The organism is Streptomyces sp. NPDC058335 (genome assembly GCF_042723915.1).
Classification (GTDB): domain Bacteria; phylum Actinomycetota; class Actinomycetes; order Streptomycetales; family Streptomycetaceae; genus Streptomyces.
Window position 1 is genome coordinate 376,742 of sequence record NZ_JBHXHX010000006.1, and the last position, 21,495, is coordinate 398,236.

21 protein-coding genes are annotated in these 21,495 nt (G+C 69.2%); 5 read left to right on the forward strand and 16 right to left on the reverse strand.

Annotated elements, in window-relative coordinates:
- Positions 1-6: 6 nt before the first annotated feature.
- From nuoK to ACFWJX_RS14335, 11 genes are read right to left on the reverse strand one after another with little or no spacing between them, the layout of a single operon-like run.
- On the reverse strand, positions 7-306 hold the full coding sequence (gene nuoK, locus ACFWJX_RS14285) for an NADH-quinone oxidoreductase subunit NuoK (RefSeq protein ID WP_003974374.1): 300 nt from the start codon (positions 304-306) through the stop codon (positions 7-9).
- Positions 303-1,145 (reverse strand): NADH-quinone oxidoreductase subunit J, encoded by an 843-nt coding sequence (locus tag ACFWJX_RS14290; RefSeq protein ID WP_383241615.1) that lies wholly within the window; start codon positions 1,143-1,145, stop codon positions 303-305. Before ACFWJX_RS14290 ends, nuoK begins: the two co-directional genes overlap by 4 nt.
- The gene (gene nuoI / locus ACFWJX_RS14295) at positions 1,142-1,783 is read right to left on the reverse strand and encodes an NADH-quinone oxidoreductase subunit NuoI (RefSeq protein WP_383241618.1); all 642 of its coding nucleotides are present in this window, start codon (positions 1,781-1,783) and stop codon (positions 1,142-1,144) included. The genes ACFWJX_RS14290 and nuoI overlap by 4 nt, the downstream gene beginning before the upstream one ends.
- Positions 1,776-3,140: an NADH-quinone oxidoreductase subunit NuoH gene (gene nuoH / locus ACFWJX_RS14300; protein WP_383241620.1), complete on the reverse strand. Its 1,365-nt coding sequence runs from the start codon at positions 3,138-3,140 to the stop codon at positions 1,776-1,778. The genes nuoI and nuoH overlap by 8 nt, the downstream gene beginning before the upstream one ends.
- Positions 3,137-5,644 (reverse strand): NADH-quinone oxidoreductase subunit G, encoded by a 2,508-nt coding sequence (locus ACFWJX_RS14305; protein ID WP_383241623.1) that lies wholly within the window; start codon positions 5,642-5,644, stop codon positions 3,137-3,139. Before ACFWJX_RS14305 ends, nuoH begins: the two co-directional genes overlap by 4 nt.
- Entirely contained in the window at positions 5,641-6,987 is a 1,347-nt protein-coding gene (gene nuoF / locus ACFWJX_RS14310; protein ID WP_383241626.1) for an NADH-quinone oxidoreductase subunit NuoF, read from the reverse strand. The genes ACFWJX_RS14305 and nuoF overlap by 4 nt, the downstream gene beginning before the upstream one ends.
- Complete coding sequence (nuoE, locus tag ACFWJX_RS14315) at positions 6,987-7,859, reverse strand: NADH-quinone oxidoreductase subunit NuoE (RefSeq protein WP_383241629.1); 873 nt, start codon at positions 7,857-7,859, stop codon at positions 6,987-6,989. The genes nuoF and nuoE overlap by 1 nt, the downstream gene beginning before the upstream one ends.
- Positions 7,856-9,178, reverse strand: coding sequence for an NADH-quinone oxidoreductase subunit D (locus ACFWJX_RS14320; protein ID WP_383241632.1), 1,323 nt, complete (start codon positions 9,176-9,178; stop codon positions 7,856-7,858). Before ACFWJX_RS14320 ends, nuoE begins: the two co-directional genes overlap by 4 nt.
- Positions 9,175-9,930: an NADH-quinone oxidoreductase subunit C gene (locus tag ACFWJX_RS14325; protein ID WP_383241635.1), complete on the reverse strand. Its 756-nt coding sequence runs from the start codon at positions 9,928-9,930 to the stop codon at positions 9,175-9,177. The genes ACFWJX_RS14320 and ACFWJX_RS14325 overlap by 4 nt, the downstream gene beginning before the upstream one ends.
- A complete protein-coding gene (locus ACFWJX_RS14330) occupies positions 9,927-10,481 on the reverse strand; it encodes an NADH-quinone oxidoreductase subunit B family protein (protein WP_319257444.1) in 555 nt (184 codons plus the stop codon). The genes ACFWJX_RS14325 and ACFWJX_RS14330 overlap by 4 nt, the downstream gene beginning before the upstream one ends.
- Positions 10,482-10,495: 14 nt before the next feature.
- The gene (locus tag ACFWJX_RS14335) at positions 10,496-10,855 is read right to left on the reverse strand and encodes an NADH-quinone oxidoreductase subunit A (RefSeq protein ID WP_007383963.1); all 360 of its coding nucleotides are present in this window, start codon (positions 10,853-10,855) and stop codon (positions 10,496-10,498) included.
- Positions 10,856-11,566: 711 nt separating this feature from the next.
- Here ACFWJX_RS14335 and ACFWJX_RS14340 point away from each other — a divergent pair.
- Both ACFWJX_RS14340 and def read left to right on the forward strand, forming a co-directional pair.
- The gene (locus ACFWJX_RS14340; RefSeq protein ID WP_383241639.1) at positions 11,567-12,385 is read left to right on the forward strand and encodes a C40 family peptidase; all 819 of its coding nucleotides are present in this window, start codon (positions 11,567-11,569) and stop codon (positions 12,383-12,385) included.
- A gap of 138 nt (positions 12,386-12,523) precedes the next feature.
- Positions 12,524-13,150, forward strand: a complete 627-nt coding sequence (def, locus tag ACFWJX_RS14345) for a peptide deformylase (RefSeq protein ID WP_383241642.1) — start codon at positions 12,524-12,526, stop codon at positions 13,148-13,150.
- A gap of 46 nt (positions 13,151-13,196) precedes the next feature.
- Here def and ACFWJX_RS14350 read toward each other — a convergent pair whose 3' ends face one another.
- The gene (locus ACFWJX_RS14350; protein ID WP_383241645.1) at positions 13,197-14,483 is read right to left on the reverse strand and encodes a geranylgeranyl reductase family protein; all 1,287 of its coding nucleotides are present in this window, start codon (positions 14,481-14,483) and stop codon (positions 13,197-13,199) included.
- A gap of 97 nt (positions 14,484-14,580) precedes the next feature.
- Here ACFWJX_RS14350 and ACFWJX_RS14355 point away from each other — a divergent pair, with 97 nt between their 5' ends.
- A complete protein-coding gene (locus ACFWJX_RS14355; protein ID WP_383241648.1) occupies positions 14,581-15,087 on the forward strand; it encodes a GNAT family N-acetyltransferase in 507 nt (168 codons plus the stop codon).
- Between the two features lie 143 nt (positions 15,088-15,230).
- A complete protein-coding gene (locus ACFWJX_RS14360) occupies positions 15,231-15,548 on the forward strand; it encodes a PASTA domain-containing protein (RefSeq protein ID WP_383241651.1) in 318 nt (105 codons plus the stop codon).
- Positions 15,549-15,570: 22 nt separating this feature from the next.
- Here the strand turns inward: ACFWJX_RS14360 and ACFWJX_RS14365 are convergent, their stop codons facing one another.
- Genes ACFWJX_RS14365 through ACFWJX_RS14380 form a run of 4 tightly spaced genes read right to left on the reverse strand, consistent with a single transcriptional unit; the run spans position 15,571 to position 20,062 of the window.
- Positions 15,571-16,266, reverse strand: a complete 696-nt coding sequence (locus ACFWJX_RS14365) for a demethylmenaquinone methyltransferase (RefSeq protein ID WP_073493917.1) — start codon at positions 16,264-16,266, stop codon at positions 15,571-15,573.
- Positions 16,267-16,296: 30 nt separating this feature from the next.
- The gene (locus ACFWJX_RS14370) at positions 16,297-17,445 is read right to left on the reverse strand and encodes an acyltransferase (protein ID WP_383241654.1); all 1,149 of its coding nucleotides are present in this window, start codon (positions 17,443-17,445) and stop codon (positions 16,297-16,299) included.
- A complete protein-coding gene (locus ACFWJX_RS14375) occupies positions 17,446-19,740 on the reverse strand; it encodes a bifunctional polysaccharide deacetylase/glycosyltransferase family 2 protein (RefSeq protein WP_383241657.1) in 2,295 nt (764 codons plus the stop codon). It lies immediately after the preceding gene.
- Between the two features lie 19 nt (positions 19,741-19,759).
- Entirely contained in the window at positions 19,760-20,062 is a 303-nt protein-coding gene (locus ACFWJX_RS14380) for a hypothetical protein (RefSeq protein WP_383241660.1), read from the reverse strand.
- A gap of 394 nt (positions 20,063-20,456) precedes the next feature.
- Between ACFWJX_RS14380 and ACFWJX_RS14385 the strand changes: the two genes are divergently transcribed.
- Positions 20,457-21,491 carry a hydrolase gene (locus tag ACFWJX_RS14385; protein ID WP_383241663.1) on the forward strand — a complete coding sequence of 345 codons (1,035 nt, stop codon included), beginning with the start codon at positions 20,457-20,459 and terminating at the stop codon, positions 21,489-21,491.
- Positions 21,492-21,495 lie beyond the last annotated feature (4 nt).

Here is a 21,495-nt window from a genome sequence, read left to right on the forward strand (position 1 = left end):
GACCCCTTACAGCTTCATCAGGCTGGCGTCGTCGACCGAGGCCGAGTGGCGGGAACGGAACAGCGACACGATGATCGCGAGTCCCACCACGACCTCCGCTGCGGCGACGACCATCGTGAAGAAGGCGATGATCTGGCCGTCGAGATTGCCGTGCATGCGGGAGAAGGCGACGAACGCGAGGTTGCACGCGTTGAGCATCAGCTCGATGCACATGAACACGACGATCGCGTTGCGCCTGATCAGCACGCCCGTCGCGCCGATCGTGAACAACAGGGCGGCGAGGTAGAGGTAGTTGACGGGGTTCACTTCGACGCCTCCTCGGCCCGCTTGAAGGTCGGCGGCTCGATCGGGGTGCGGTCCAGGCGCTCCTCGGCGCGCTGCTCGAGCGCCTTGAGGTCGTTGAGCGCCTCGGCGGACACGTCCCGGATCTGGCCGCGCTCCCGCAGCGTCTTGCTGACGGTGAGTTCCGACGGCGTGCCGTCGGGCAGCAGGCCGGCGATGTCGACGGCGTTGTGCCGCGCGTACACACCGGGCGCCGGCAGCGGCGGCAGGTGGACGCCCTCGCGGACGCGCTTCTCGGACATCTCGCGCTGCGTCATCGCCCGCTCGGTGCGCTCGCGGTGGGTGAGCACCATGGCGCCGACGGCGGCCGTGATGAGCAGGGCGCCGGTGATCTCGAAGGCGAAGACGTACTTGGTGAAGATGAGGGCCGCGAGGCCCTCCACATTGCCGCCCGCGTTGGCCTCGGCGAGGCCGCCGAACTCCGTCAGGGAGGCGTTGCCGATGCCTGCGACCAGCAGGATGCCGAAGCCGAGACCGCAGACGAGGGCGAGCCAGCGCTGGCCCTTGATGGTCTCCGTCAGGGAGTCCGCGGCGGTGACGCCGACGAGCATCACCACGAACAGGAACAGCATCATGATCGCGCCGGTGTAGACGACGATCTGTACGACGCCCAGGAAGTAGGCGCCGTTGGCGAGGTAGAACACCGCCAGGATGATCATGGTTCCGGCGAGGCAGAGCGCGCTGTGCACGGCCCTCTTCATGAAGACGGTGCACAGGGCGCCGATCACCGCGACGGTGCCCAGCACCCAGAACTGGAACGCCTCGCCGGTCGAGGTGGAGTAGGCGGCGAGCTGTGCGCTCATCGGCCGATCACCTCCCCGGAGGCGGGCTCGTCCTGGCCGAACGTGGAGGCGGCCTCCTGCGGAACCTCGCCCTTGCTGAGGGCGACCTGCCGCTCGGTGCCGGGCGCGGCCTCGGTCACCAGGCCCCGGTAGTAGTCCTGTTCGTCCATGCCGGGGTAGATGGCGTGCGGGGCGTCGACCATGCCCTCGTCCAGGCCGGCGAGCAGCTGCTCCTTGGTGAAGATCAGGTTGGCGCGGCTGCTGTCGGCCAGTTCGAACTCGTTGGTCATCGTCAACGCGCGCGTGGGGCACGCCTCGATGCACAGGCCGCACAGGATGCAGCGGGCGTAGTTGATCTGGTAGACGCGCCCGTACCGCTCGCCCGGCGAGTAGCGCTCCTCCTCGGTGTTGTCCGCTCCCTCGACGTAGATGGCGTCGGCGGGGCAGGCCCAGGCGCACAGCTCGCAGCCGACGCACTTCTCCAGGCCGTCCGGATGGCGGTTGAGCTGGTGCCGTCCGTGGAACCGCGGAGCGGTGGTCTTCTGCTGCTCGGGATACTGCTCGGTGAGCCGCTTCTTGAACATGGCCTTGAAGGTCACGCCGAAGCCGGCTACCGGGTTCTGGAAACCGGGTTTGGTCTCCTTGGGCTCCTCAGCCATCGGACGCCTCCTTTCCATCCAGCGATCCGTCACTCTGAGTATCGGGCCCACCACTGACAATCAGCTCCCGCTCCCGGCGCGAAGCGCGCCTGGGCACCGGCGGCAACTCCTGTCCCGGCAGCGGCGGTACGGGGAACCCACCCGCCATCGGGTCGAAGCCGGCGGGCTCCGCGGGGGCTGTCTGCTCGTCCTTGCCGCGGTCGCGGAACATGTCCGCGACGAAGGAGAGCAGCAGCAGGGCCAGGACACCGCCGCCGACGTAGAGGGCGATGTCGGCGAAGTCGTAGTTCTCGTTGCGCAGGGTCCGCACGGTCGCGACGAGCATCAGCCAGGTCACCGAGACCGGGATGAGGACCTTCCAGCCGAGCTTCATCAGCTGGTCGTAGCGGACCCGTGGCAGCGTGCCGCGCAGCCAGATGAAGAAGAACAGCAGCAGCTGCACCTTGACGACGAACCAGAGCATCGGCCACCAGCCATGGTTCGCGCCCTCCCAGAAGGTGCTGACCGGCCAGGGAGCCCGCCAGCCGCCGAGGAAGAGCGTGGTCGCCACGGCCGACACCGTCACCATGTTCACGTACTCGGCGAGCATGAACATCGCGAACTTGATCGACGAGTACTCGGTGTTGAAGCCGCCGACCAGGTCGCCCTCGGACTCCGGCATGTCGAAGGGGGCGCGGTTGGTCTCGCCCACCATCGTGACGATGTAGAGGATGAAGGAGACCGGCAGCAGGAGGATGTACCAGCGGTCCTGCTGCTGCTCGACGATCGTCGACGTCGACATCGACCCGGAGTAGAGGAACACCGAGGCGAACGCGGCGCCCATCGCGATCTCGTACGAGATCATCTGCGCGCAGGAACGCAGGCCGCCGAGCAGCGGGTAGGTCGATCCGGAACTCCAGCCCGCCAGGACGATGCCGTAGATGCCGATCGAGGCGACCGCGAGGATGTAGAGCATCGCGATCGGCAGGTCGGTGAGCTGCATCGTGGTGCGCTGGCCGAAGATCGAGACCTCGTTGCCGGCCGGACCGAAGGGGATCACCGCGATCGCCATGAAGGCCGGGATGGCGGCGACGACCGGTGCGAGGACGTACACCACCTTGTCCGCGCGTTTGACGATGAGGTCTTCCTTCAGCATCAGCTTGATGCCGTCGGCGAGCGACTGGAGCATGCCCCAGGGGCCGTGCCGGTTGGGGCCGACGCGCAGCTGCATCCAGGCGACGACCTTGCGCTCCCAGACGATGGAGAACAGCACGGTCAGCATCAGGAAGGCGAAGCAGAACACCGCCTTGACGACGACCAGCCACCAGGGGTCGCGGCCGAACATCGAGAGGTCTTCAGCGGCGAGGTACGGGCTCATGCCTCTACCTCCTTGGGAGCGTCGGCGGCGGACGTCGCCGGGCCGATGCGGACGAGGGAGCCGGGCCGGGCCCCGGTGTCGGAGGCGACGCCCCCACCCGTGGAGTTCAGCGGGAGCCACACCACCCGGTCGGGCATCTCGGTGATCTCGACGGGCAGTTCGACCGTTCCGGCGGTGCCGGTCACGGCGAGTGCCTCGCCGTCCTCGACGCCCGCTTCGGCGGCCGTGGCGGCGGACACGCGCGCGTGGGCGGCGTGCCGGGTCCCGGCGAGCGCCTCGTCGCCCTGCTGGAGGAGGCCCTGGTCGAGCAGCAGGCGGTGCCCGGCGAGCACGGCCTCACCGGCGGCGGGCCGCGGCAGGACGCCCGCGGTGTCCAGCGGTGCGGTGGCCCGCGGCCCGTCCCAGGCACCGAGCCGGTCCAGTTCGGCGCGCGCGGTGCGCAGGTCGGGCAGGCCCAGATGGACGTCCATGGCGTCGGCCAGCATCTGCAGCACGCGCGCGTCGCTCGGTGCCAGGCGGCGCGTCATCTGGTCGGGCTTGAGCGCGGCCTCGAAGAAGCGCACCCGGCCCTCCCAGTTGAGGAAAGCGCCCGCCTTCTCGGCGACCGCGGCGACGGGCAGTACGACGTCGGCGTGGGCGGTGACCTCGCCGGGCCGCAGCTCCAGCGACACCACGAAGCCGGCCTCGTCGAGCGCCACACGCGCACGTGCCGGGTCGGGCAGGTCGGCGACCTCCACCCCGGCGACGAGCAGCGCCTGAAGCTCACCACCCGCGGCGGCATCGATGATCTGCCCGGTGTCCCGGCCGTAGCGCAGCGGGAGTTCGGCGACGCCCCAGGCTGCCGCGACCTCTTCCCGCGCGCGCGGGTCGGTGGCCGGGCGCCCGCCCGGCAGCAGCGACGGCAGCGCACCCGCCTCGATGGCGCCCCGCTCCCCCGCCCGGCGCGGAATCCACACCAGCTCCGCCCCGGTGGCGGTGGCCGCCCGTACGACGGCGGTCAGACCGCCCGCGACGGCGGCGAGCCGCTCACCGACGATGATCACCGCGCCCCCGGCGCGCAGCGCCTCGGCGGCCCGGCTACCCGGTTCGTCCTCCAGGCCGACCCCGCTGGACAGCGCGTCGAGCCACTCGGTCTCGGTGCCCGGAGCGGCCGGCAGCAGCGTGCCGCCGGCCTTCTCCAGGCCGCGGGTGGCGTGCGTGGCCAGCGAGAAGACCTTCTGCCCGTGCTTGCGCCAGGCCTTGCGCAGCCGCAGGAAGACGCCGGGCGCCTCCTCCTCGGACTCGAACCCGACGAGCAGGACGGTGGGCGCCTGCTCCAGCGTCGTGTACGTGATGCCGCTGCCGTCGAGGTCACGGCCGCGGCCCGCCACCCTGGACGCCAGGAAGTCGGCCTCCTCGTTGCTGTGCACGCGCGCGCGGAAGTCGATGTCGTTGGTGCCGAGCGCCACGCGCGCGAACTTGCTGTACGCGTAGGCGTCCTCGATGGTGAGGCGGCCACCGGTCAGGACGCCGGTCCTGCCGCGCGAGGCGAGCAGTCCCTGGGCCGCGATCTGCAGCGCCTCTGGCCAGGAGGCCGGTTCGAGGTCGCCCTCGGCGTTGCGCACGAGCGGGGTGTGCAGCCGGTCGCGCTGCTGCGCGTACCGGAACCCGAACCGCCCCTTGTCGCAGATCCACTCCTCGTTGACCTCGGGGTCGTCGGCGGCGAGGCGCCGCATGACCTTGCCGCGCCGGTGGTCCGTGCGCGTCGCGCAGCCGCCCGAGCAGTGCTCGCAGACGGACGGCGAGGAGATCAGGTCGAAGGGCCGTGAGCGGAACCGGTAGGCCGCCGAGGTGAGCGCGCCGACCGGGCAGATCTGGATGGTGTTGCCGGAGAAGTACGACTCGAAGGGGTCGCCCTCACCGGTGCCGACCTGCTGGAGCGCGCCCCGCTCGATCAGCTCGATCATCGGGTCGCCCGCGACCTGGTTGGAGAACCGGGTGCACCGGGCGCACAGCACGCACCGCTCACGGTCGAGCAGCACCTGCGTGGAGATCGGGACGGGCTTCTCGTAGGTCCGCTTGCGGCCTTCGAAGCGGGACTCGGCGTTGCCGTGCGACATGGCCTGGTTCTGCAGGGGGCACTCGCCGCCCTTGTCGCAGACCGGGCAGTCCAGCGGGTGGTTGATGAGGAGCAGCTCCATCACACCGTGCTGCGCCTTCTCGGCCACCGGGGAGGTGAGGTGGGTCTTCACCACCATTCCGTCCGTGCACGTGATGGTGCAGGACGCCATCGGCTTGCGCTGGCCCTCGACCTCGACGATGCACTGGCGGCAGGCGCCGGCCGGGTCGAGGAGAGGGTGGTCGCAGAAGCGCGGGATCTCGATGCCGAGCTGCTCGGCGGCCCGGATGACCAGGGTGCCCTTGGGCACGCTGATCTCCACGCCGTCGATGGTCAGCGACACGAGATCTTCCGGCGGGAGAGCCGCCTCTCCGCCCCCGGAGGGAGCGCTGGTGGTCACCGTCATGCGTTCACCTCCGTGCGGTCGGCCCAGGCCGTCGACTTGGCCGGGTCGAAGGGGCAGCCGCGGCCCGTGATGTGCTGCTCGTACTCCTCGCGGAAGTGCTTGAGCGAGGAGAAGATCGGCGAGGCGGCACCGTCGCCGAGGGCGCAGAAGGACTTGCCGTTGATGTTGTCGGCGATGTCGTTGAGCTTGTCGAGGTCGGACATGGCGCCCTTGCCTGCCTCGATGTCCCGCAGCAACTGCACCAGCCAGTAGGTGCCTTCGCGGCAGGGTGTGCACTTGCCACAGGACTCGTGGGCGTAGAACTCGGTCCAGCGGGTGACGGCCCGCACGACGCAGGTCGTCTCGTCGAAGCACTGGAGTGCTTTCGTGCCGAGCATGGAACCCGCGGCGCCCACTCCTTCGTAATCAAGGGGGACGTCGAGGTGCTCGTCGGTGAACATCGGTGTCGAGGAGCCGCCCGGCGTCCAGAACTTGAGGCGGTGGCCCGGTCGCATGCCGCCGCTCATCTCGAGGAGCTGGCGGAGGGTGATGCCGAGGGGGGCCTCGTACTGGCCGGGGCTGGCGACATGGCCGCTGAGCGAGTAGAGCGTGAAGCCCGGGGACTTCTCGCTTCCCATCGACCTGAACCATTCTTTTCCGTTTTGCAGAATCGCGGGAACCGACGCGATCGACTCGACGTTATTCACCACAGTCGGGCACGCATAGAGGCCCGCGACAGCAGGGAAAGGAGGACGCAGCCGCGGTTGTCCACGGCGGCCTTCGAGCGAGTCCAGCAGCGCGGTCTCTTCGCCGCAGATGTACGCGCCCGCACCCGCGTGCACGGTGAGTTCGAGGTCGAGTCCGCTGCCCAGGATGTTCTCGCCGAGGTAGCCCGCCGCGTAGGCCTCGCGCACGGCCTCGTGCAACCGTCGCAGAACAGGGACGACTTCACCACGCAGATAGATGAATGCATGAGACGACCTGATGGCATAACACGCGATCACAATGCCCTCGATGAGGCTGTGCGGGTTCGCGAAGAGGAGCGGGATGTCCTTGCAGGTTCCCGGCTCCGACTCGTCGGCGTTGACAACTAGATAGTGCGGTTTTCCATCCCCCTGGGGAATGAACTGCCATTTCATTCCCGTGGGGAATCCCGCGCCACCGCGGCCACGCAGCCCGGATTCCTTGACGTACGCGATCAGGTCGTCCGGCGACATGGCGAGTGCCTTGCGGAGACCCTCGTAGCCCTCGTGCCTTCGGTACACGTCCAGCGTCCAGGACCTGTCCTCGTCCCAGAAGGCCGACAGTACGGGTGCGAGCAGCTTCTCGGGGCCGGTGTCTTTCAGCTCGGGTGCCAAGGTCATCACTCCCCCTCCTCGGCGGTAGGCCCTGCCGGGTGAGCCGGGTCGGAGGCCGACGTGTCCTGCGGCGCGTCATGCGAACTGAGGTGCTCGGTCGGCGACGGGTCGTGCACGGCCAGGTCCTGCGGCGCGTCGTGCGGTCCGCCGTCGCGCGGATGGACCACGCGCGCGGGTGCGGTCTCTCCCCTTGCCAGGCGAAGACCCACCAGCGACGCCGGTCCCGCGCTGCCGCCCGCTTCGACGGCGCCCTCGCGCTCGTCGGGGAAGCCCGCCAGGATCCGGGCGGTCTCCTTGAAGGTGCACAGCGGAGCCCCGCGCGTGGGCGAGACGGTACGGCCGATGCGCAGGTCGTCCACCAGGCGCTTCGCGCTCTGCACGGTCTGGTTGTCGAAGAACTCCCAGTTGACCATCACAACCGGCGCGTAGTCGCAGGCCGCGTTGCACTCGATGTGCTCCAGGGTGACCTTGCCGTCATCGGTGGTCTCGCCGTTGCCGACGCCAAGGTGGTCCTGGAGCGCCTCGAAGATGGCGTCGCCGCCCATCACCGCGCAGAGGGTGTTGGTGCAGACGCCCACCTGGTAGTCACCGCTCGGCCGGCGCCGGTACATGGTGTAGAAGGTCGCGACCGCGGTGACCTCGGCGGTGGTCAGATCCAGTACGTCCGCGCAGAACTGCATCCCGGTGCGCGTGACATGTCCCTCCTCCGACTGCACGAGGTGCAGCAACGGCAGGAGCGCGGAGCGGGAGTCGGGGTAGCGGGCGATGATCTCGCGCGCGTCCGTCTCCAGCCGGGCTCGGACGTCGTCCGGGTAGGCGGGCGCGGGCAACTGGGGCATGCCCAGGCTGACGCCCCGCTCCGAAGAAGAGGTGGTCACCGGTCGACGCCTCCCATCACGGGGTCGATGGACGCCACGGCGACGATCACGTCGGCGACCTGGCCGCCTTCGCACATCGCCGCCATGGCCTGAAGGTTGGTGAAGGACGGGTCGCGGAAGTGGACCCGGTAGGGGCGGGTGCCGCCGTCGGACACGGCGTGCACCCCGAGTTCGCCCTTGGGGGACTCGACGGCCGCGTAGGCCTGCCCCGGCGGGACCCGGAAGCCCTCGGTGACCAGCTTGAAGTGGTGGATCAGGGCCTCCATGGAGGTGCCCATGATCTTCTTGATGTGGTCGAGGGAGTTGCCGAGGCCGTCGGGGCCCAGGGCGAGCTGGGCGGGCCAGGCGATCTTCTTGTCGGGGACCATGACCGGGCCGGGCTGGAGCCGGTCCAGGCACTGCTCGACGATCCTGAGCGACTGGCGCATCTCCTCCAGGCGGATCAGGAAGCGGCCGTAGGCGTCGCAGGAATCGGCGGTCGGGACGTCGAAGTCGTACGTCTCGTAGTCGCAGTAGGGCTGGCTCTTGCGCAGGTCGTGCGGCAGGCCGGTGGCGCGCAGCACCGGGCCGGTGGCACCGAGGGCCATGCAGCCGGCCAGGTCGAGGTAGCCGATGTCCTGCATGCGGGCCTTGAAGATGGGGTTCCCGGTGGCGAGCTTGTCGTACTCCGGGAGGTTCTTCTTCATCTTCTTCACGAACTCGCGGATCTGGTCCACCGCGCCGGGCGGCAGGTCCTGGGCGAGTCCGCCGGGGCGGATGTACGCGTGGTTCATGCGCAGGCCGGTGATGAGTTCGTAGATGTCGAGAATCAGTTCACGATCACGGAATCCGTAGATCATGATCGTGGTCGCGCCGAGTTCCATGCCTCCGGTGGCGATGCACACCAGGTGGGAGGACATCCGGTTCAGCTCCATCAGGAGCACCCGGATGATCTTGGCTCGCTCGGTGATCTGGTCCTCGATTCCGAGGAGCTTCTCGACGCCGAGGCAGTAGGCGGTCTCGTTGAAGAAGGACGTCAGGTAGTCCATGCGCGTCACAAAGGTGGTGCCCTGTGTCCACGTACGGAACTCGAGGTTCTTCTCGATGCCGGTGTGCAGGTAGCCGATGCCGCAGCGGGCCTCGGTGACCGTCTCGCCGTCGATCTCCAGGATCAGGCGGAGCACACCGTGGGTGGAGGGGTGCTGGGGCCCCATGTTGACGACGATGCGCTCGTCGTCGGCGCGGGCCGCGGACTGGACGACCTCGTCCCAGTCGCCACCGGTGACCGTGTAGACGGTGCCCTCGGTGGTCTCGCGCGCCGATGCTGACTGAGTGCTCACGAGTACGACCTCCGCTGGTCCGGAGCCGGGATCTGGGCGCCCTTGTACTCGACGGGGATGCCGCCGAGGGGATAGTCCTTGCGCTGCGGGTGGCCCTGCCAGTCGTCCGGCATCATGATCCGCGTCAGGGCCGGGTGACCGTCGAAGACGATCCCGAAGAAGTCGTAGGTCTCGCGCTCGTGCCAGTCGTTGGTCGGATAGACGGAGACCAGGGACGGGATGTGCCGGTCGGAGTCCGGGGCACTGACCTCGAGCCGGATCAGCCTGTTGTGGGTGATCGAGCGCAGGTGGTAGACGGCGTGCAGTTCGCGGCCCTTGTCGTTCGGGTAGTGGACGCCGCTCACTCCCGTGCACAGCTCGAAGCGCAGGGCCGGGTCGTCTCGCAGGGTGCGGGCGACGCGGACGAGGTGTTCGCGTTCGATGTGGAAGGTGAGTTCGTCGCGGTCGACGACCGTCTTCTCGATCGCGTTGCCGGGGAGGAGACCCTGCTCCTCCAGCGCACCCTCGAGTTCGTCGGCGACCTCGTCGAACCAGCCGCCGTAGGGGCGGGCGGTCGGTCCGGGGAGGCGTACCGAGCGGACCAGGCCGCCGTAACCGGAGGTGTCGCCGCCGTTGTCGGCACCGAACATGCCTCGCTGGACGCGGATCTCCTCACCGCCCTGGCCTCGCTGACCGGGGAGGTTGGAGGCGGAGAGGTCCTTCTCGGGGTTGGTTCCCTCGGCCCCTGCGCCGGTGCCGTTGGCGTCGCTCACCGCAGCAGCCCCTTCATCTCGATCAAGGGCAGGGCCTTGAGCGCCGCTTCCTCGGCCTCGCGGGCCGCTTCCTCGGCGTTCACGCCCAGCTTGGTGTTCTGGATCTTGTGGTGGAGCTTGAGGATCGCGTCCATCAGCATCTCCGGGCGCGGCGGACAGCCGGGGAGATAGATGTCGACAGGGACGATGTGATCCACGCCCTGGACGATCGCGTAGTTGTTGAACATGCCGCCCGAGGAGGCGCACACCCCCATGGAGATCACCCACTTCGGGTTCGGCATCTGGTCGTAGACCTGCCGCAGCACCGGCGCCATCTTCTGGCTGACCCGGCCGGCCACGATCATCAGGTCCGCCTGGCGGGGCGAACCGCGGAAGACCTCCATGCCGAAGCGCGCCAGGTCGTAGCGGCCGGCGCCGGTGGTCATCATCTCGATGGCGCAGCAGGCGAGGCCGAACGTGGCGGGGAAGACGGACGCCTTGCGCACCCAGCCCGCGGCCTGCTCGACGGTGGTCAGCAGGAATCCGCTCGGCAGCTTTTCTTCGAGTCCCATGACTTAAAGGCCCCTCAGTCCCATTCCAGGCCGCCGCGCCGCCACACGTAGGCGTAGGCGACGAAGACGGTGAGCACGAAGAGCAACATCTCCACGAGCCCGAAAACCCCCAGGGCGTCGAAGGTGACGGCCCAGGGGTAGAGGAAGACGATCTCGATGTCGAAGACGATGAAGAGCATCGCCGTCAGGTAGTACTTGATGGGGAAGCGCCCGCCGCCGGCCGGCGTGGGGGTCGGCTCGATACCGCACTCGTAGGCCTCGAGCTTGGCGCGGTTGTACCGCTTCGGCCCGATCAACGTGGCCATGACCACGGAGAAGATCGCAAAGCCTGCCCCGAGGGCTCCCAGTACGAGGATGGGCGCATACGCGTTCACCGCTCCTCGCTCCTCTCAGTCGGCACTGACTGCTGGCGATGGTGTGGGCTCACATCCGTCTCACCGGCCTCACGAACTCCGCCGGCCCCGACGAAGATCGCGAACATGTGAAGCAGGTCACAAGCCCAACTGCCTCGCATCCTATGCCTGCCGCTCTGTGATCTGCGACACGGGGTATTGCACAAGCTTTGTGATCTCCACCACCTGACGAAGGATCATGAAGTCATATCAGCGGTGATCTTCGTACGCGAAGCGTCAGAGTGATCACAAGAAGTGACATTTATGCGCGTCACCGCAGGTGGATGGCGGCGTCTCTATATCAAGAGGATTCCGCTGCATGCAAATTGGTGTTGGGCGGGGTGCCTTGATAGAGGACGCGTTCACACATCAGGGGGAGTCTCGGGGCCGATGTGGACGCGTGCACGCGTTCACGAGCGGAGCCGGTCGCGCCGCGCGCACCGGACGCGGGCCTTCCGTTAATCGTTCCGTGACCTCCGCCACACTCACGAGTGGCGCCCGAGAGCCGGGCTTGGCCAACGATCTCAACCAGTGCTAGGCGCGGGGCAATCCGGACGTAACAACGAAAGTCCATGATCACGGGCTTGATCACCCGCGTCCGCAATGTCCGTTACGGCGTCAATAAAGGGTGGTGCGGCAGGTGTTCGGGGTCCCCATTGAGTAATTGTGGCGCAGCACACGTTTCTTGAAGGTATGGAGGACCCCCTGATACCGGTTGTACTCATGTCCCACACCGCTCACATACGCAGCCACCGGAAACCCGGCCGCAGCGCGTCGACGATCGCGATGCGGGCCGGAGTCGCCAGTGGTGTACTCGGCTCGCTGGCCGTGGCCACCGCGGCCGGATCGGCCAACGCCGCCGAGCCGGTGACTCAGACGCTCGAACTGCCCGTCCTGACGGGTGACGTGGCCGCACAGGTCACACAGTCCGCGAACGCCACGCAGCAGGCCGCCGCGAACTACCAGCTGGAGGCCGAGCGCGACGCGGCCGCCGCCGCGGCCGCCAAGGAGGCCAAGCAGGACCTCGCCGCCGCCAAGAAGGCCGAGGCGAAGAAGAAGGCCGAGGAGGCCCGCAAGGCTGCCGCCGAGGCCGCCGTGTCCCGTTCCACGGAGCGGACCACCCTCTCCACCTCGACGACCGCCTCCGCTCCGGCCAGCGGCAGCGTCGGGACGGTCATCTCCTTCCTCAAGGCCCAGCTGGGCGACGCCTACGTCATGGGCGCCACCGGCCCCAACGCCTGGGACTGCTCCAGCCTGGTGCAGGCCGCGTTCAAGCAGGTCGGCGTGGACCTTCCGCGCGTCTCGCAGGACCAGTCGATGGCCGGCACGGACGTGTCGCTGTCCAATCTCCAGGTCGGCGACATCCTGTACTGGGGCGGCAAGGGTTCCGCGTACCACGTGGGCGTCTACATCGGCGACGGCCAGTACCTCGACGCGGCCAACCCCTCCAAGGGTGTGGTGATCCAGGATCTCTCCGGCTACCCGGCGTCGGGCGCGGTGCGCGTGCTCTGAGGCGCACCGATCCGGACGCACGGATCACCGGAAGGGCCGCAGCCGCTCGGGGGCAGCGGCCCTTCGGGCTCTCCTGTCATCCTCGGGTCGGACCGGTGGAACCCCACCGGCCGTCCGCGAGTTGAAGGAGAGACACCCATGCCCAGTGTTTTCGTCCAAGGACGCCCCGTCGCCTCCTATCCCCCGCTCGCGCCCGAGGCCGGGCGCGGCTCGGTGCGGCGGATCACCGAGACCGGTGAGGGAGTCCTGCACAAGCCGTGCCGGGACGTGACCGAGTTCGGGCCCGATCTCGCCGCGCTCATCGACGACATGTTCCTCACGATGTACGTCGCCGAGGGAGCCGGCCTCGCGGCGAACCAAGTCGGGGTCGGCCTGCGACTGTTCGTCTACGACTGCCCGGACGACGACGGTGTCCGACATGTCGGACACATCGTCAACCCGGTCCTGGAACCGCTCGACCCGGCCCACCGGCGGCTGCTCGACGAGAGCGAGGGCTGCCTGTCCGTCCCCGGCGCCGTCATGGACGTACCGCGTCCGGACCGGGCCGCCGTGCGCGGGCTCGACAAGGACGGGGAGCCGCTCCTCATCGAGGGCACGGGGTACTTCGCGCGCTGCCTCGCCCACGAGACCGACCATGTGAACGGGCACGTGTATCTGGACCGGCTCTCCCGGCGGGAACGCCGGGACGCGCTGCGGCAGGTGGCGGACCGGCGGGACGAGGTGTTCGCCCGCCGGGCCGCCAGGCAGCGGACGCTCACCGCCTGATCACGCCGCCACGGTCGCGGGACCGTGACCGTGTCCGCCTGTCGGGTCAGGCCTTGGGAGCGACCTTGCTCAGGCCGTTGATGATGCGGTCCATCGCGTCGCCGCCCGTGGGGTCGGTGAGGTTGGCGAGCATCTTGAGCGTGAACTTCATCAGCAGCGGGTGCGTCAGGCCGCGCTGGGTCGCGATCTTCATGACCTTCGGGTTGCCGATGAGCTTCACGAAGGCGCGGCCCAGCGTGTAGTAGCCGCCGTAGGTGTCCTTGAGGACGCGCGGGTAGCGCTGGAGGGCCAGTTCGCGGCCCGAGGGGGTCGAGCGGGCGTGGGCCTGGACGATGACGTCGGCGGCGAGCTGGCCGGACTCCATGGCGTAGGCGATGCCCTCACCGTTGAAGGGGTTCACCAGGCCGCCGGCGTCGCCGACGAGCAGCAGACCGCGCGTGTAGTGCGGCTGGCGGTTGAAGGCCATCGGCAGCGCGGCTCCGCGGATGGGGCCGGTCATGTTGTCCGGGGTGTAGCCCCAGTCCTCCGGCATGGAGGCGCACCAGGCCTTCAGGACCTCGCGCCAGTCCAGTTCCTTGAAGGAGTCGGAGGTGTTGAGGACGCCCAGGCCGACGTTGGAGGTGCCGTCGCCCATGCCGAAGATCCAGCCGTAGCCCGGCAGGAGGCGGTCCTCGCCCGGTCCTCGCCGGTCCCAGAGTTCGAGCCAGGACTCGAGGTAGTCGTCCTCGTGGCGGGGGCTGGTGAAGTAGGTGCGCACGGCGACGCCCATCGGGCGGTCCTCGCGGCGGTGCAGGCCCATCGCCAGGGACAGGCGGGTGGAGTTGCCGTCGGCGGCGACGACGAGCGGGGCCCGGAAGGTGACCTCGCGCTTCTCCTCCCCGAGCTTCGCGTGCACGCCGGTGATCCGGCCGGTGCGGTCGTCGACGACGGGCGCACCGACGTTGCAGCGCTCGTAGAGCCGGGCTCCCGCCTTCTGGGCCTGGCGGGCGAGCTGCTCGTCGAAGTCGTCGCGCTTGCGGACGAGGCCGTAGTCCGGGAAGGAGGCGAGATCCGGCCAGTCCAGCTGGAGGCGGACGCCGCCGCCGATGATGCGCAGGCCCTTGTTGCGCAGCCAGCCGGCCTCCTCGGAGATGTCGATCCCCATGGCGACGAGCTGCTTGACGGCGCGCGGGGTGAGGCCGTCGCCGCAGACCTTCTCGCGCGGGAACTCGGTCTTCTCCAGCAGGAGTACGTCGAGCCCGGCCTTGGCGAGGTGGTAGGCGGTCGTGGAGCCGGCCGGCCCCGCGCCGACCACGATCACATCGGCGGTGTTTTCGGAGAGGGGCTCGGTCACGGCGGGTTCTCCCCAAGTTCGGAATCGCGTGCCGACCGGCACTGGACACGGGCAGTCTATTCAGGAGAATTGATCAACCTGCTGAAGGGCTGCCCCCGTGAACCGAGTTCTGCCCGTAGTGCGGCTGCGCGTCCCCACGGACGAGGACGCGGTGGCGTGGCAACGGGTCTTCGACCACCCCGATGTCATGGAGTTCCACGGCGGTCGTTCCGCGGGGCTGTCCGTCTACGAGGAGCTCACCGCCCGCCAGCGCCGGCACGACGCCGAGCGCGGGTTCTGCCTGTGGACGATGCTCGACGAGTCGGGGCGGGTCATCGGCTTCACCGGCGCCCAGCCGTGGGACCGGGAGTGGGGCCCGACCGGCGAGATCGAGATCGGCTGGCGGCTCGGCCGGGAGTACTGGGGCCAGGGGTACGTGACGGCGGCGGCGCGGATGACCCTGGAGCGGGTGCGGGAGGCGGGGGTGCCGAGCGTGGTGGCCATGGTCGTCGCGGGCAACACCCGGTCCATCGCCGTCACCCAGCGGCTCGGCATGCGGCTCGCCCAGGTGTTCACCACCCCGGAGTCGGGGCGGCAGGGGCACTGCTACCGGCTGGACCTGTAGAAGCCCCAACTCCGGTTCAGTGACGGTGAGTAGCCGATTGTCACGGAAAGACACCCGGCGCTTCCGGACGCCCCCCTCGGGCGGTTACCCTTCCAGTACCGCTGGGGGTGACATCTGTGCTCATACGGCCCAAAACACCCGAGGTGCGCGTACCGAAGCTCGTCGGACTGATGGCCATGGACGCGCGCGAAGCCGCCATCACACAGGGAGTGCTGCTGGCCGCGCCCGACCGGCCCGACTTCCACCGCACCGTCGTCGACTACGTCGTACGGCAGTACCCGCCGCCCGGAGTCGAGGTGCCGCGCGGGGCCGTCGTCACCGTGTGGTTCGACTTCACCGAGGGAGAGGGCGGCGGAGGCGCGGGCGTCCGCGAGCCTCGGCTTCCGTCGCCGGGCGGCGGTGGGCTGCAGCGCGAACTCGACCCGCCGCCGGAAGGTCCCTTCGAGGCGATCGACAGGTAGCCGCCGGGGGCGGGCCGGTCGCTCAGTTCTCCTTGAAGCCCCGGTGCAGGGTGACCACGCCGCCGGTCAGGTTCCGCCAGGCGACCTTCGACCAGCCGGCCTTGCGCAGGTGCTCGGCGAGGGCGGGCTGGTCGGGCCAGGCACGGATGGACTCGGCGAGGTAGACGTACGCGTCGGGGTTCGAGGAGACCGCGCGGGCGACCGGGGGGAGGGCGCGCATCAGGTACTCGGTGTACACCTGACGGAACGGCGCCCAGGTCGGGTGCGAGAACTCGCAGATCACGACCCGCCCGCCGGGCCGCGTCACCCGGTGCATCTCGCGCAGGGCCGTGTCGAAGTCCTGCACGTTGCGCAGCCCGAAGGAGATCGTGACGGCGTCGAAGGTGTCGTCCTTGAACGGCAGCTTCGTCGCGTCGCCCGCGGTGAGCGGCAGCCAGGGGTGCTTCTGCTTGCCCACCTGGAGCATGCCGAGGGAGAAGTCGCAGGGGACGACGTAGGCGCCGGTCCGGGCGAAGGGCAGCGAGGAGGTGGCCGTACCGGCGGCCAGGTCGAGGACCTTCTGCGCGGGACGGGCGTCGACCGCGCGCGCGACCTCCTTGCGCCACCTGCGGTCCTGGCCGAGGGAGAGGACGTCGTTGGTGAGGTCGTACCGTTCCGCCACGCGGTCGAACATCGAGGCGACTTCGTGGGGCTGCTTGTTCAGGGAAGCACGGGTCACCCGCCCATTGTGGCAGCAGGGGGTCGCCCGTCATGGCAGCAGCCTCGGCTTCTTGCGGGCCGCCACGTCCTCTACCCAGCCGCACAGCAGCACGAACACCACGATCAGCAGCCAGCCCACGGCGAACAGGAACCACTGGCTCTCCAGCGGCAGATACGCCTCGAAGGCGGGCACGTCCCAGAATCGGTCGATCAGCGGGACCGCCAGCACCAGGGCGATCTCGTGCCAGAGGTAGATCGTCACCGCGCGCGCGTTGAAGACGGTGACCAGCCGGTTCGTGCGCCGCAGCCGGGTGAGCCCGGCGAGGTCGATCCGGAAGTACGCCTTGGCCCACATCAGCAGCATCACGAAGCCGGCCGACCAGAAGGCCTGGGCGAGCGGGTTCTCGTCCAGGTCGTAGGTGCCGTACCCGGCCCGCTGCGAGAAGGCGTACCAGCCGCCGTACGCCATGGCGGCGAGGGAGAGGACGGCCACCAGGGCCGGCTTCATGCGCTGGAGCACGCCGTCGCGGTGGGCGAAGCCGAGCATCCAGCAGAACAGGTACGCCGACAGGTCCCACAGGGCCGTGCCGACGCGGTTGTCCGGGCCCGCCCAGGCGAAGTTCAGGACCAGGATCGGGGCGAGGGACGCGATGAGGACGGGGATCGGGGCGAGGCGGAACAGCCGGAGCAGGAGCGGCGAGAGCAGCACGAACCACAGGTAGGTGCGCAGGTACCAGAGGATCTCCCAGGCCTGCTCGCCCCAGGCGTTGCCCGGCGGATCGCCCAGCGGCACGATCCAGTAGACGATCTGCCAGCCCGGCATCCAGTCGTGGACCAGCATGGCCACGACCACGAAGGCACCCCAGAACCAGAAGGGCGGCAGGAGCCGGCGGAGACGGCCGCGCACCACCTTGAGCGCCGGGCGTTCCAGGGACTTCGCCATCAGGGTGCCGGCCAGGCCGAACATGACGCCCATGGAGGGGAAGACCAGGCCCGCCCAGGCCCACCCGAACGTGTGGTAGGCGACGACACGGACGAGGGCGAGGGCCCGGAGGCTGTCGAAGTAGCGGTCGCGGCCGGGAGCCTCCGGCAACGGGGCGGTGCCGGAGGCGGCGGCGGTGGCGGTGCCGGAGGCGGCGGCGACCGGGGCGACCGTCACCGCGGCCCGCCGGACCGTGCCCCTGCTGTGCGCCCCCACTCAGCTCACCCCGGCCGGGGTCCCGACCTCGCCGGTCCTCTTCAGCTTCTGCCAGCGCAGGCGGCCGCCGGTGAGGGCGGTGATGCAGGAGTGGATGAGGACGAGGTACATCATCTGGCGGTAGGCGAGTTGCTGGAGCGGCATCATCAGCAGGTAGCGGTACTTTTCGCGGTCGAGCCGGAAGGCGTACGCGGCGCAGACGAGCTGGACGGACAGGACCGCGAGCCAGGCCAGCAGGGCCGCCTTGAAGTCGATGAAGATCATCGAGTAGGCGGTGAACACGTCGATCAGCGGCGCGAAGACCGGCGTGACGATCTGGAAGAGGACGACCAGCGGCATGCCGACGCGGCCGAAGCGTCCCGAAGGCCCCTTGTCCGTGAGGGACTTGCGGTGCTTCCAGAGTGCCTGCATGGTGCCGTAGGACCAGCGGTAGCGCTGGGACCACAGCTGCTTGAGGGAGCCGGGGGCCTCCGTCCAGGCGCGGGCGTGTTCCTGGTAGACGACGTTCCAGCCCGCGCGGTGCATGGCGATGGTGATGTCGGTGTCCTCGGCGAGGGTGTCCTCGCTCATGCCGCCGACCTCGAGGACGGCGTCCCTGCGGAAGGCGCCGATCGCGCCGGGGATGGTCGGCATGCAGCGCAGCAGGTCGTACATGCGGCGGTCGAGGTTGAAGCCCATCACGTACTCGATGTGCTGCCATGCGCCGATGATCGTGTCGCGGTTGCCGACCTTGGCGTTGCCGGCGACCGCGCCGACCTTCGGGTCGGCGAACGGCTGGACGAGCTGCCGTACGGTGTCGGGCTCGAAGACGGTGTCGCCGTCCATCATCACGACGATGTCGCAACTGGCGTTCCGGACGCCGTTGTTGAGGGCGGCGGGCTTGCCGGCGTTCTCCTGGCGGATGACGCGGACGTTCGTCATGCCGAGGGCCTCGGCGGCCTCGCGGGAGATCTCGGACGTGCGGTCCGTCGAGCCGTCGTCGACGATGATGATCTCGATCGGGTGGGTGCTCCGCGCCAGTGACTCGAGGGTGTTGGCGATGCACTCCTTCTCGTTGTACGCCGGGACGATCACGCTGACCGGCCGGGTGACGTCCGGTCCCCAGCTGAAGCGGCGTTTGTTGCGCTTTCTGTAGTGGCGGCGGGCGAGGATCAGCATCATCCCGAAGCGGCCCATGACGGCCACGCCCACGACGGCCAGCCCGACGGAGAGCGTCGGCACCGTCCACTCGGCGACGGTGACCGCCGCGACGAGCGCCTTGCCCTCGTACAGGGTCACGCCGGTGGCCTCCCGGTGGGCGGCCTGGAGCCGGTCGACGGTCCCGGCAGCCGCACCTGCCCCGCCGGTCGCCCCGTCGGCCTGGCCGCCGGGCACGGTGCCGCCTGCCTGCTGCCCGGAGGTCTCGCGGGCCGCCGCGTTCTCCTCCTGCATCACGCCGCTGATGGTGGTGAAGGTGTAGCCGGCCGCCTTCATCTTCTTGATGTACGTCGGCAGCGCGGCGATCGTCTGTGAGCGCTCGCCGCCCGCGTCGTGGAAGAGGACCGAGGCGCCCTTGCCGTCCTCCGGCGTGGCCCACTTGATGATGTTGGAGACGCCCGGCCGCTTCCAGTCGTCGCTGTCGGTGTCCACGAAGACGCTCGTGTAACCGTCCTCGCCGAGCCGCTGGTAGACGGGCCAGCTGTAGTTGTCGATGGCGTCCGTCTCCGAGGAGTACGGCGCACGGAACAGCGTGGTGGTGATGCCGGCCGCGCCCGCGAGCGCCAGTTGGGTCTGCTCCATCTCGCGGTCGACGCGGGCGTCGCTCTGATAGGAGAGGTCGACGTGGGTGAAGGTGTGGATGCCCACCTCGTTCCCCTGCTCGACCAGGTCCTCCACGATGTCCGGGTAGCGCGAGACCATCGACCCGACCAGGAAGAACGTCGCGGGGACGTCGTACTTCTCGAGGATCTCCAGGACCTCTGGCGTCCAGGTGGGGTTGGGGCCGTCGTCGAAGGTGAGCGCGATCGTCTTGTCCGGCACCGAGACGGTGGTGGCCTGGCCGCCCCGGAAGGTGAGGATCGGGCCGCCGTCGAGGATGTCGTCGGGCACCTTGCTCGCGCTGGCCCCGGTGCGAACGCGCTGGTCCCCGCCGACCTCGGCGCGCAGATAGCCGTCGAGCAGCATCACGCTGGTGAGCGCCAGCAGGATCAGCGCCGCGAGGATGACACGGGGTTTCTGGAGGGCCGCGGCCCTGCCCGCCGCCCGTTCGATACGGGAGGGGGCGCGGCGCCGGCCGCGGGAGGGAGTCGTCGTCATGTGGGTGGCTGCGTTCCGGTCAGTTGGACGCCGCGGAGGCGGAGACGGACGGGGACGAGGAGGGGGAGACGGTGCCGGTGGGCGGGGTGCCGCCCGGCAGGCCGACCGGGTTGCCGAGGCCGCCGTCCGGGCGCACACCGCCGGGGCCCTGGCCTCCCTGGGCGTTGCCGCCGAACGGCAGCAGTGAGGACGGGGTCAGCGAGGTGCCCCAGCCCATGAAGGCGGCGCCCAGGACGACGGCGTAGCCGAGGCAGCCGACGCCCATGAGGACGCCGATCCGGCGCAGCAGCTTGGACCGGCGTCCGGAGTTGTCAACGAACACGGGCCCCTCGGCGGCGGAGTCGTTGCCGCGTTTGCGACGGCGACCGCGAGCGGCGGCACGGCTTTCGATGGCAGGCTCGGAATGCATTCCCCGGATATTAGGGAGCCTTTATGTGCCCTAAACTCTGGTCTTCTTGTGAGAGAGCCATGAGGAACGGGCGAAACTGTCTCTTGCCTGAGAGAAAGGGCATGAGCCTGCGCGGCCGACCCTTGGAGGTACTGGGCCGATTGCCGCTTTTGGACCCCAGATCGCCCCGCTTTGACCATATCCGTCCATGGAATGTCTGTGTGTTTACTGTTCCGGCGCGGGCCGTTCGCATGTGAGACATTTCCAGTTCGGGAACGGTCTTTGTTTCCGTCCTGAGACAGAAATCACGAGAGCGGGTGCATGCGCAATGAGGAGTTTCCTGAGGCCGGCGGCCGGGCTCACCTGCCTGTTTGCCCTGGCCACGGCGGGATGCTCCGCGGGGTCCGACAGCACGTCGGACGCGGCACCCGCGACACCCACCGCACCGCGAGAGAGCACCAGCGCCGCGCCGCAGAACGCCGCGTCCAGTACGACGTACGCCCCCTACGTCAACGCGGCGGAGACCTCCGCCAATGACGCGGCGGGCTCCCCGGCGGCGTACAACCTGGCCTTCGTCATATCGGACGGAAGCGGCTGCACCCCGGAGTGGAACGGCCAGTACGCGGTGGACGACACGACCGTGGCCTCGCGCGTCTCCGCGCTCACGGAGACGGGCGCCTCGGTGCGGGTCTCCTTCGGCGGGGCGTCCGGGAAGGAACTGGCGGCCACCTGCGACAGCGTGGCCGAGCTGACGCGGGCCTACGGCGCGGCGCTCGACGCGGCCGGTTCCACGCAGGCCGACTTCGACATCGAGGGCGAGGAGCTGACCGACGCCGACTCGGTCGCCCTGCGCTCCCAGGCGATAGCCGCGCTCCAGGAGGAACGCCCGGACCTGGAGGTCTCGTTCACCCTTCCGGTGATGCCGTCGGGGCTGGACTCCGACAGCCTCGCGCTGCTCACGTCGGCGAACAAGTACGACGTCCAGGTGTCCGCCGTCAACCTGATGACGATGAACTACGGCGAGTCGTACGCCGGAGACATGGGCGGGTACGCGATCACCTCGGCCACCGCCGCGCACACCCAGTTGAAGGGGATCTTCGGCACGGCGGACGCCGACGCCTGGAAGGGCATGGCGCTCACCTCGATGATCGGCGTCAACGACGTCGACAACGAGACGTTCACGCTCGCGGACGCGGCGGAGGTGCGGGCGTTCGCCGAGGACAAGGGCATCGCCTGGGTGTCGATGTGGTCGACGTTCCGGGACCAGCAGTGCGAGGAGGGCACCGACGCGGACGACGCGCTGACCAACTGCAGTGGGGTGGAGCAGAGTTCGGGCGCGTTCGCGGAAGCCTTCTCCGGCTGACGTG

Bases quoted from the DNA above. Each gene is read 5' to 3' on its own strand.
- ACFWJX_RS14375 (WP_383241657.1), bottom strand. From the start codon at position 19,740: ATGACGACGACTCCCTCCCGCGGCCGGCGCCGCGCCCCCTCCCGTATC.
- ACFWJX_RS14305 (WP_383241623.1), bottom strand. From the start codon at position 5,644: ATGACGGTGACCACCAGCGCTCCCTCCGGGGGCGGAGAGGCGGCTCTC.
- nuoF (WP_383241626.1), bottom strand. From the start codon at position 6,987: ATGACCTTGGCACCCGAGCTGAAAGACACCGGCCCCGAGAAGCTGCTC.
- ACFWJX_RS14330 (WP_319257444.1), bottom strand. From the start codon at position 10,481: ATGGGACTCGAAGAAAAGCTGCCGAGCGGATTCCTGCTGACCACCGTC.
- nuoH (WP_383241620.1), bottom strand. From the start codon at position 3,140: ATGAGCCCGTACCTCGCCGCTGAAGACCTCTCGATGTTCGGCCGCGAC.
- ACFWJX_RS14290 (WP_383241615.1), bottom strand. From the start codon at position 1,145: ATGAGCGCACAGCTCGCCGCCTACTCCACCTCGACCGGCGAGGCGTTC.
- ACFWJX_RS14385 (WP_383241663.1), top strand. From the start codon at position 20,457: ATGAGGAGTTTCCTGAGGCCGGCGGCCGGGCTCACCTGCCTGTTTGCC.
- nuoI (WP_383241618.1), bottom strand. From the start codon at position 1,783: ATGGCTGAGGAGCCCAAGGAGACCAAACCCGGTTTCCAGAACCCGGTA.
- ACFWJX_RS14340 (WP_383241639.1), top strand. From the start codon at position 11,567: ATGGAGGACCCCCTGATACCGGTTGTACTCATGTCCCACACCGCTCAC.
- def (WP_383241642.1), top strand. From the start codon at position 12,524: ATGCCCAGTGTTTTCGTCCAAGGACGCCCCGTCGCCTCCTATCCCCCG.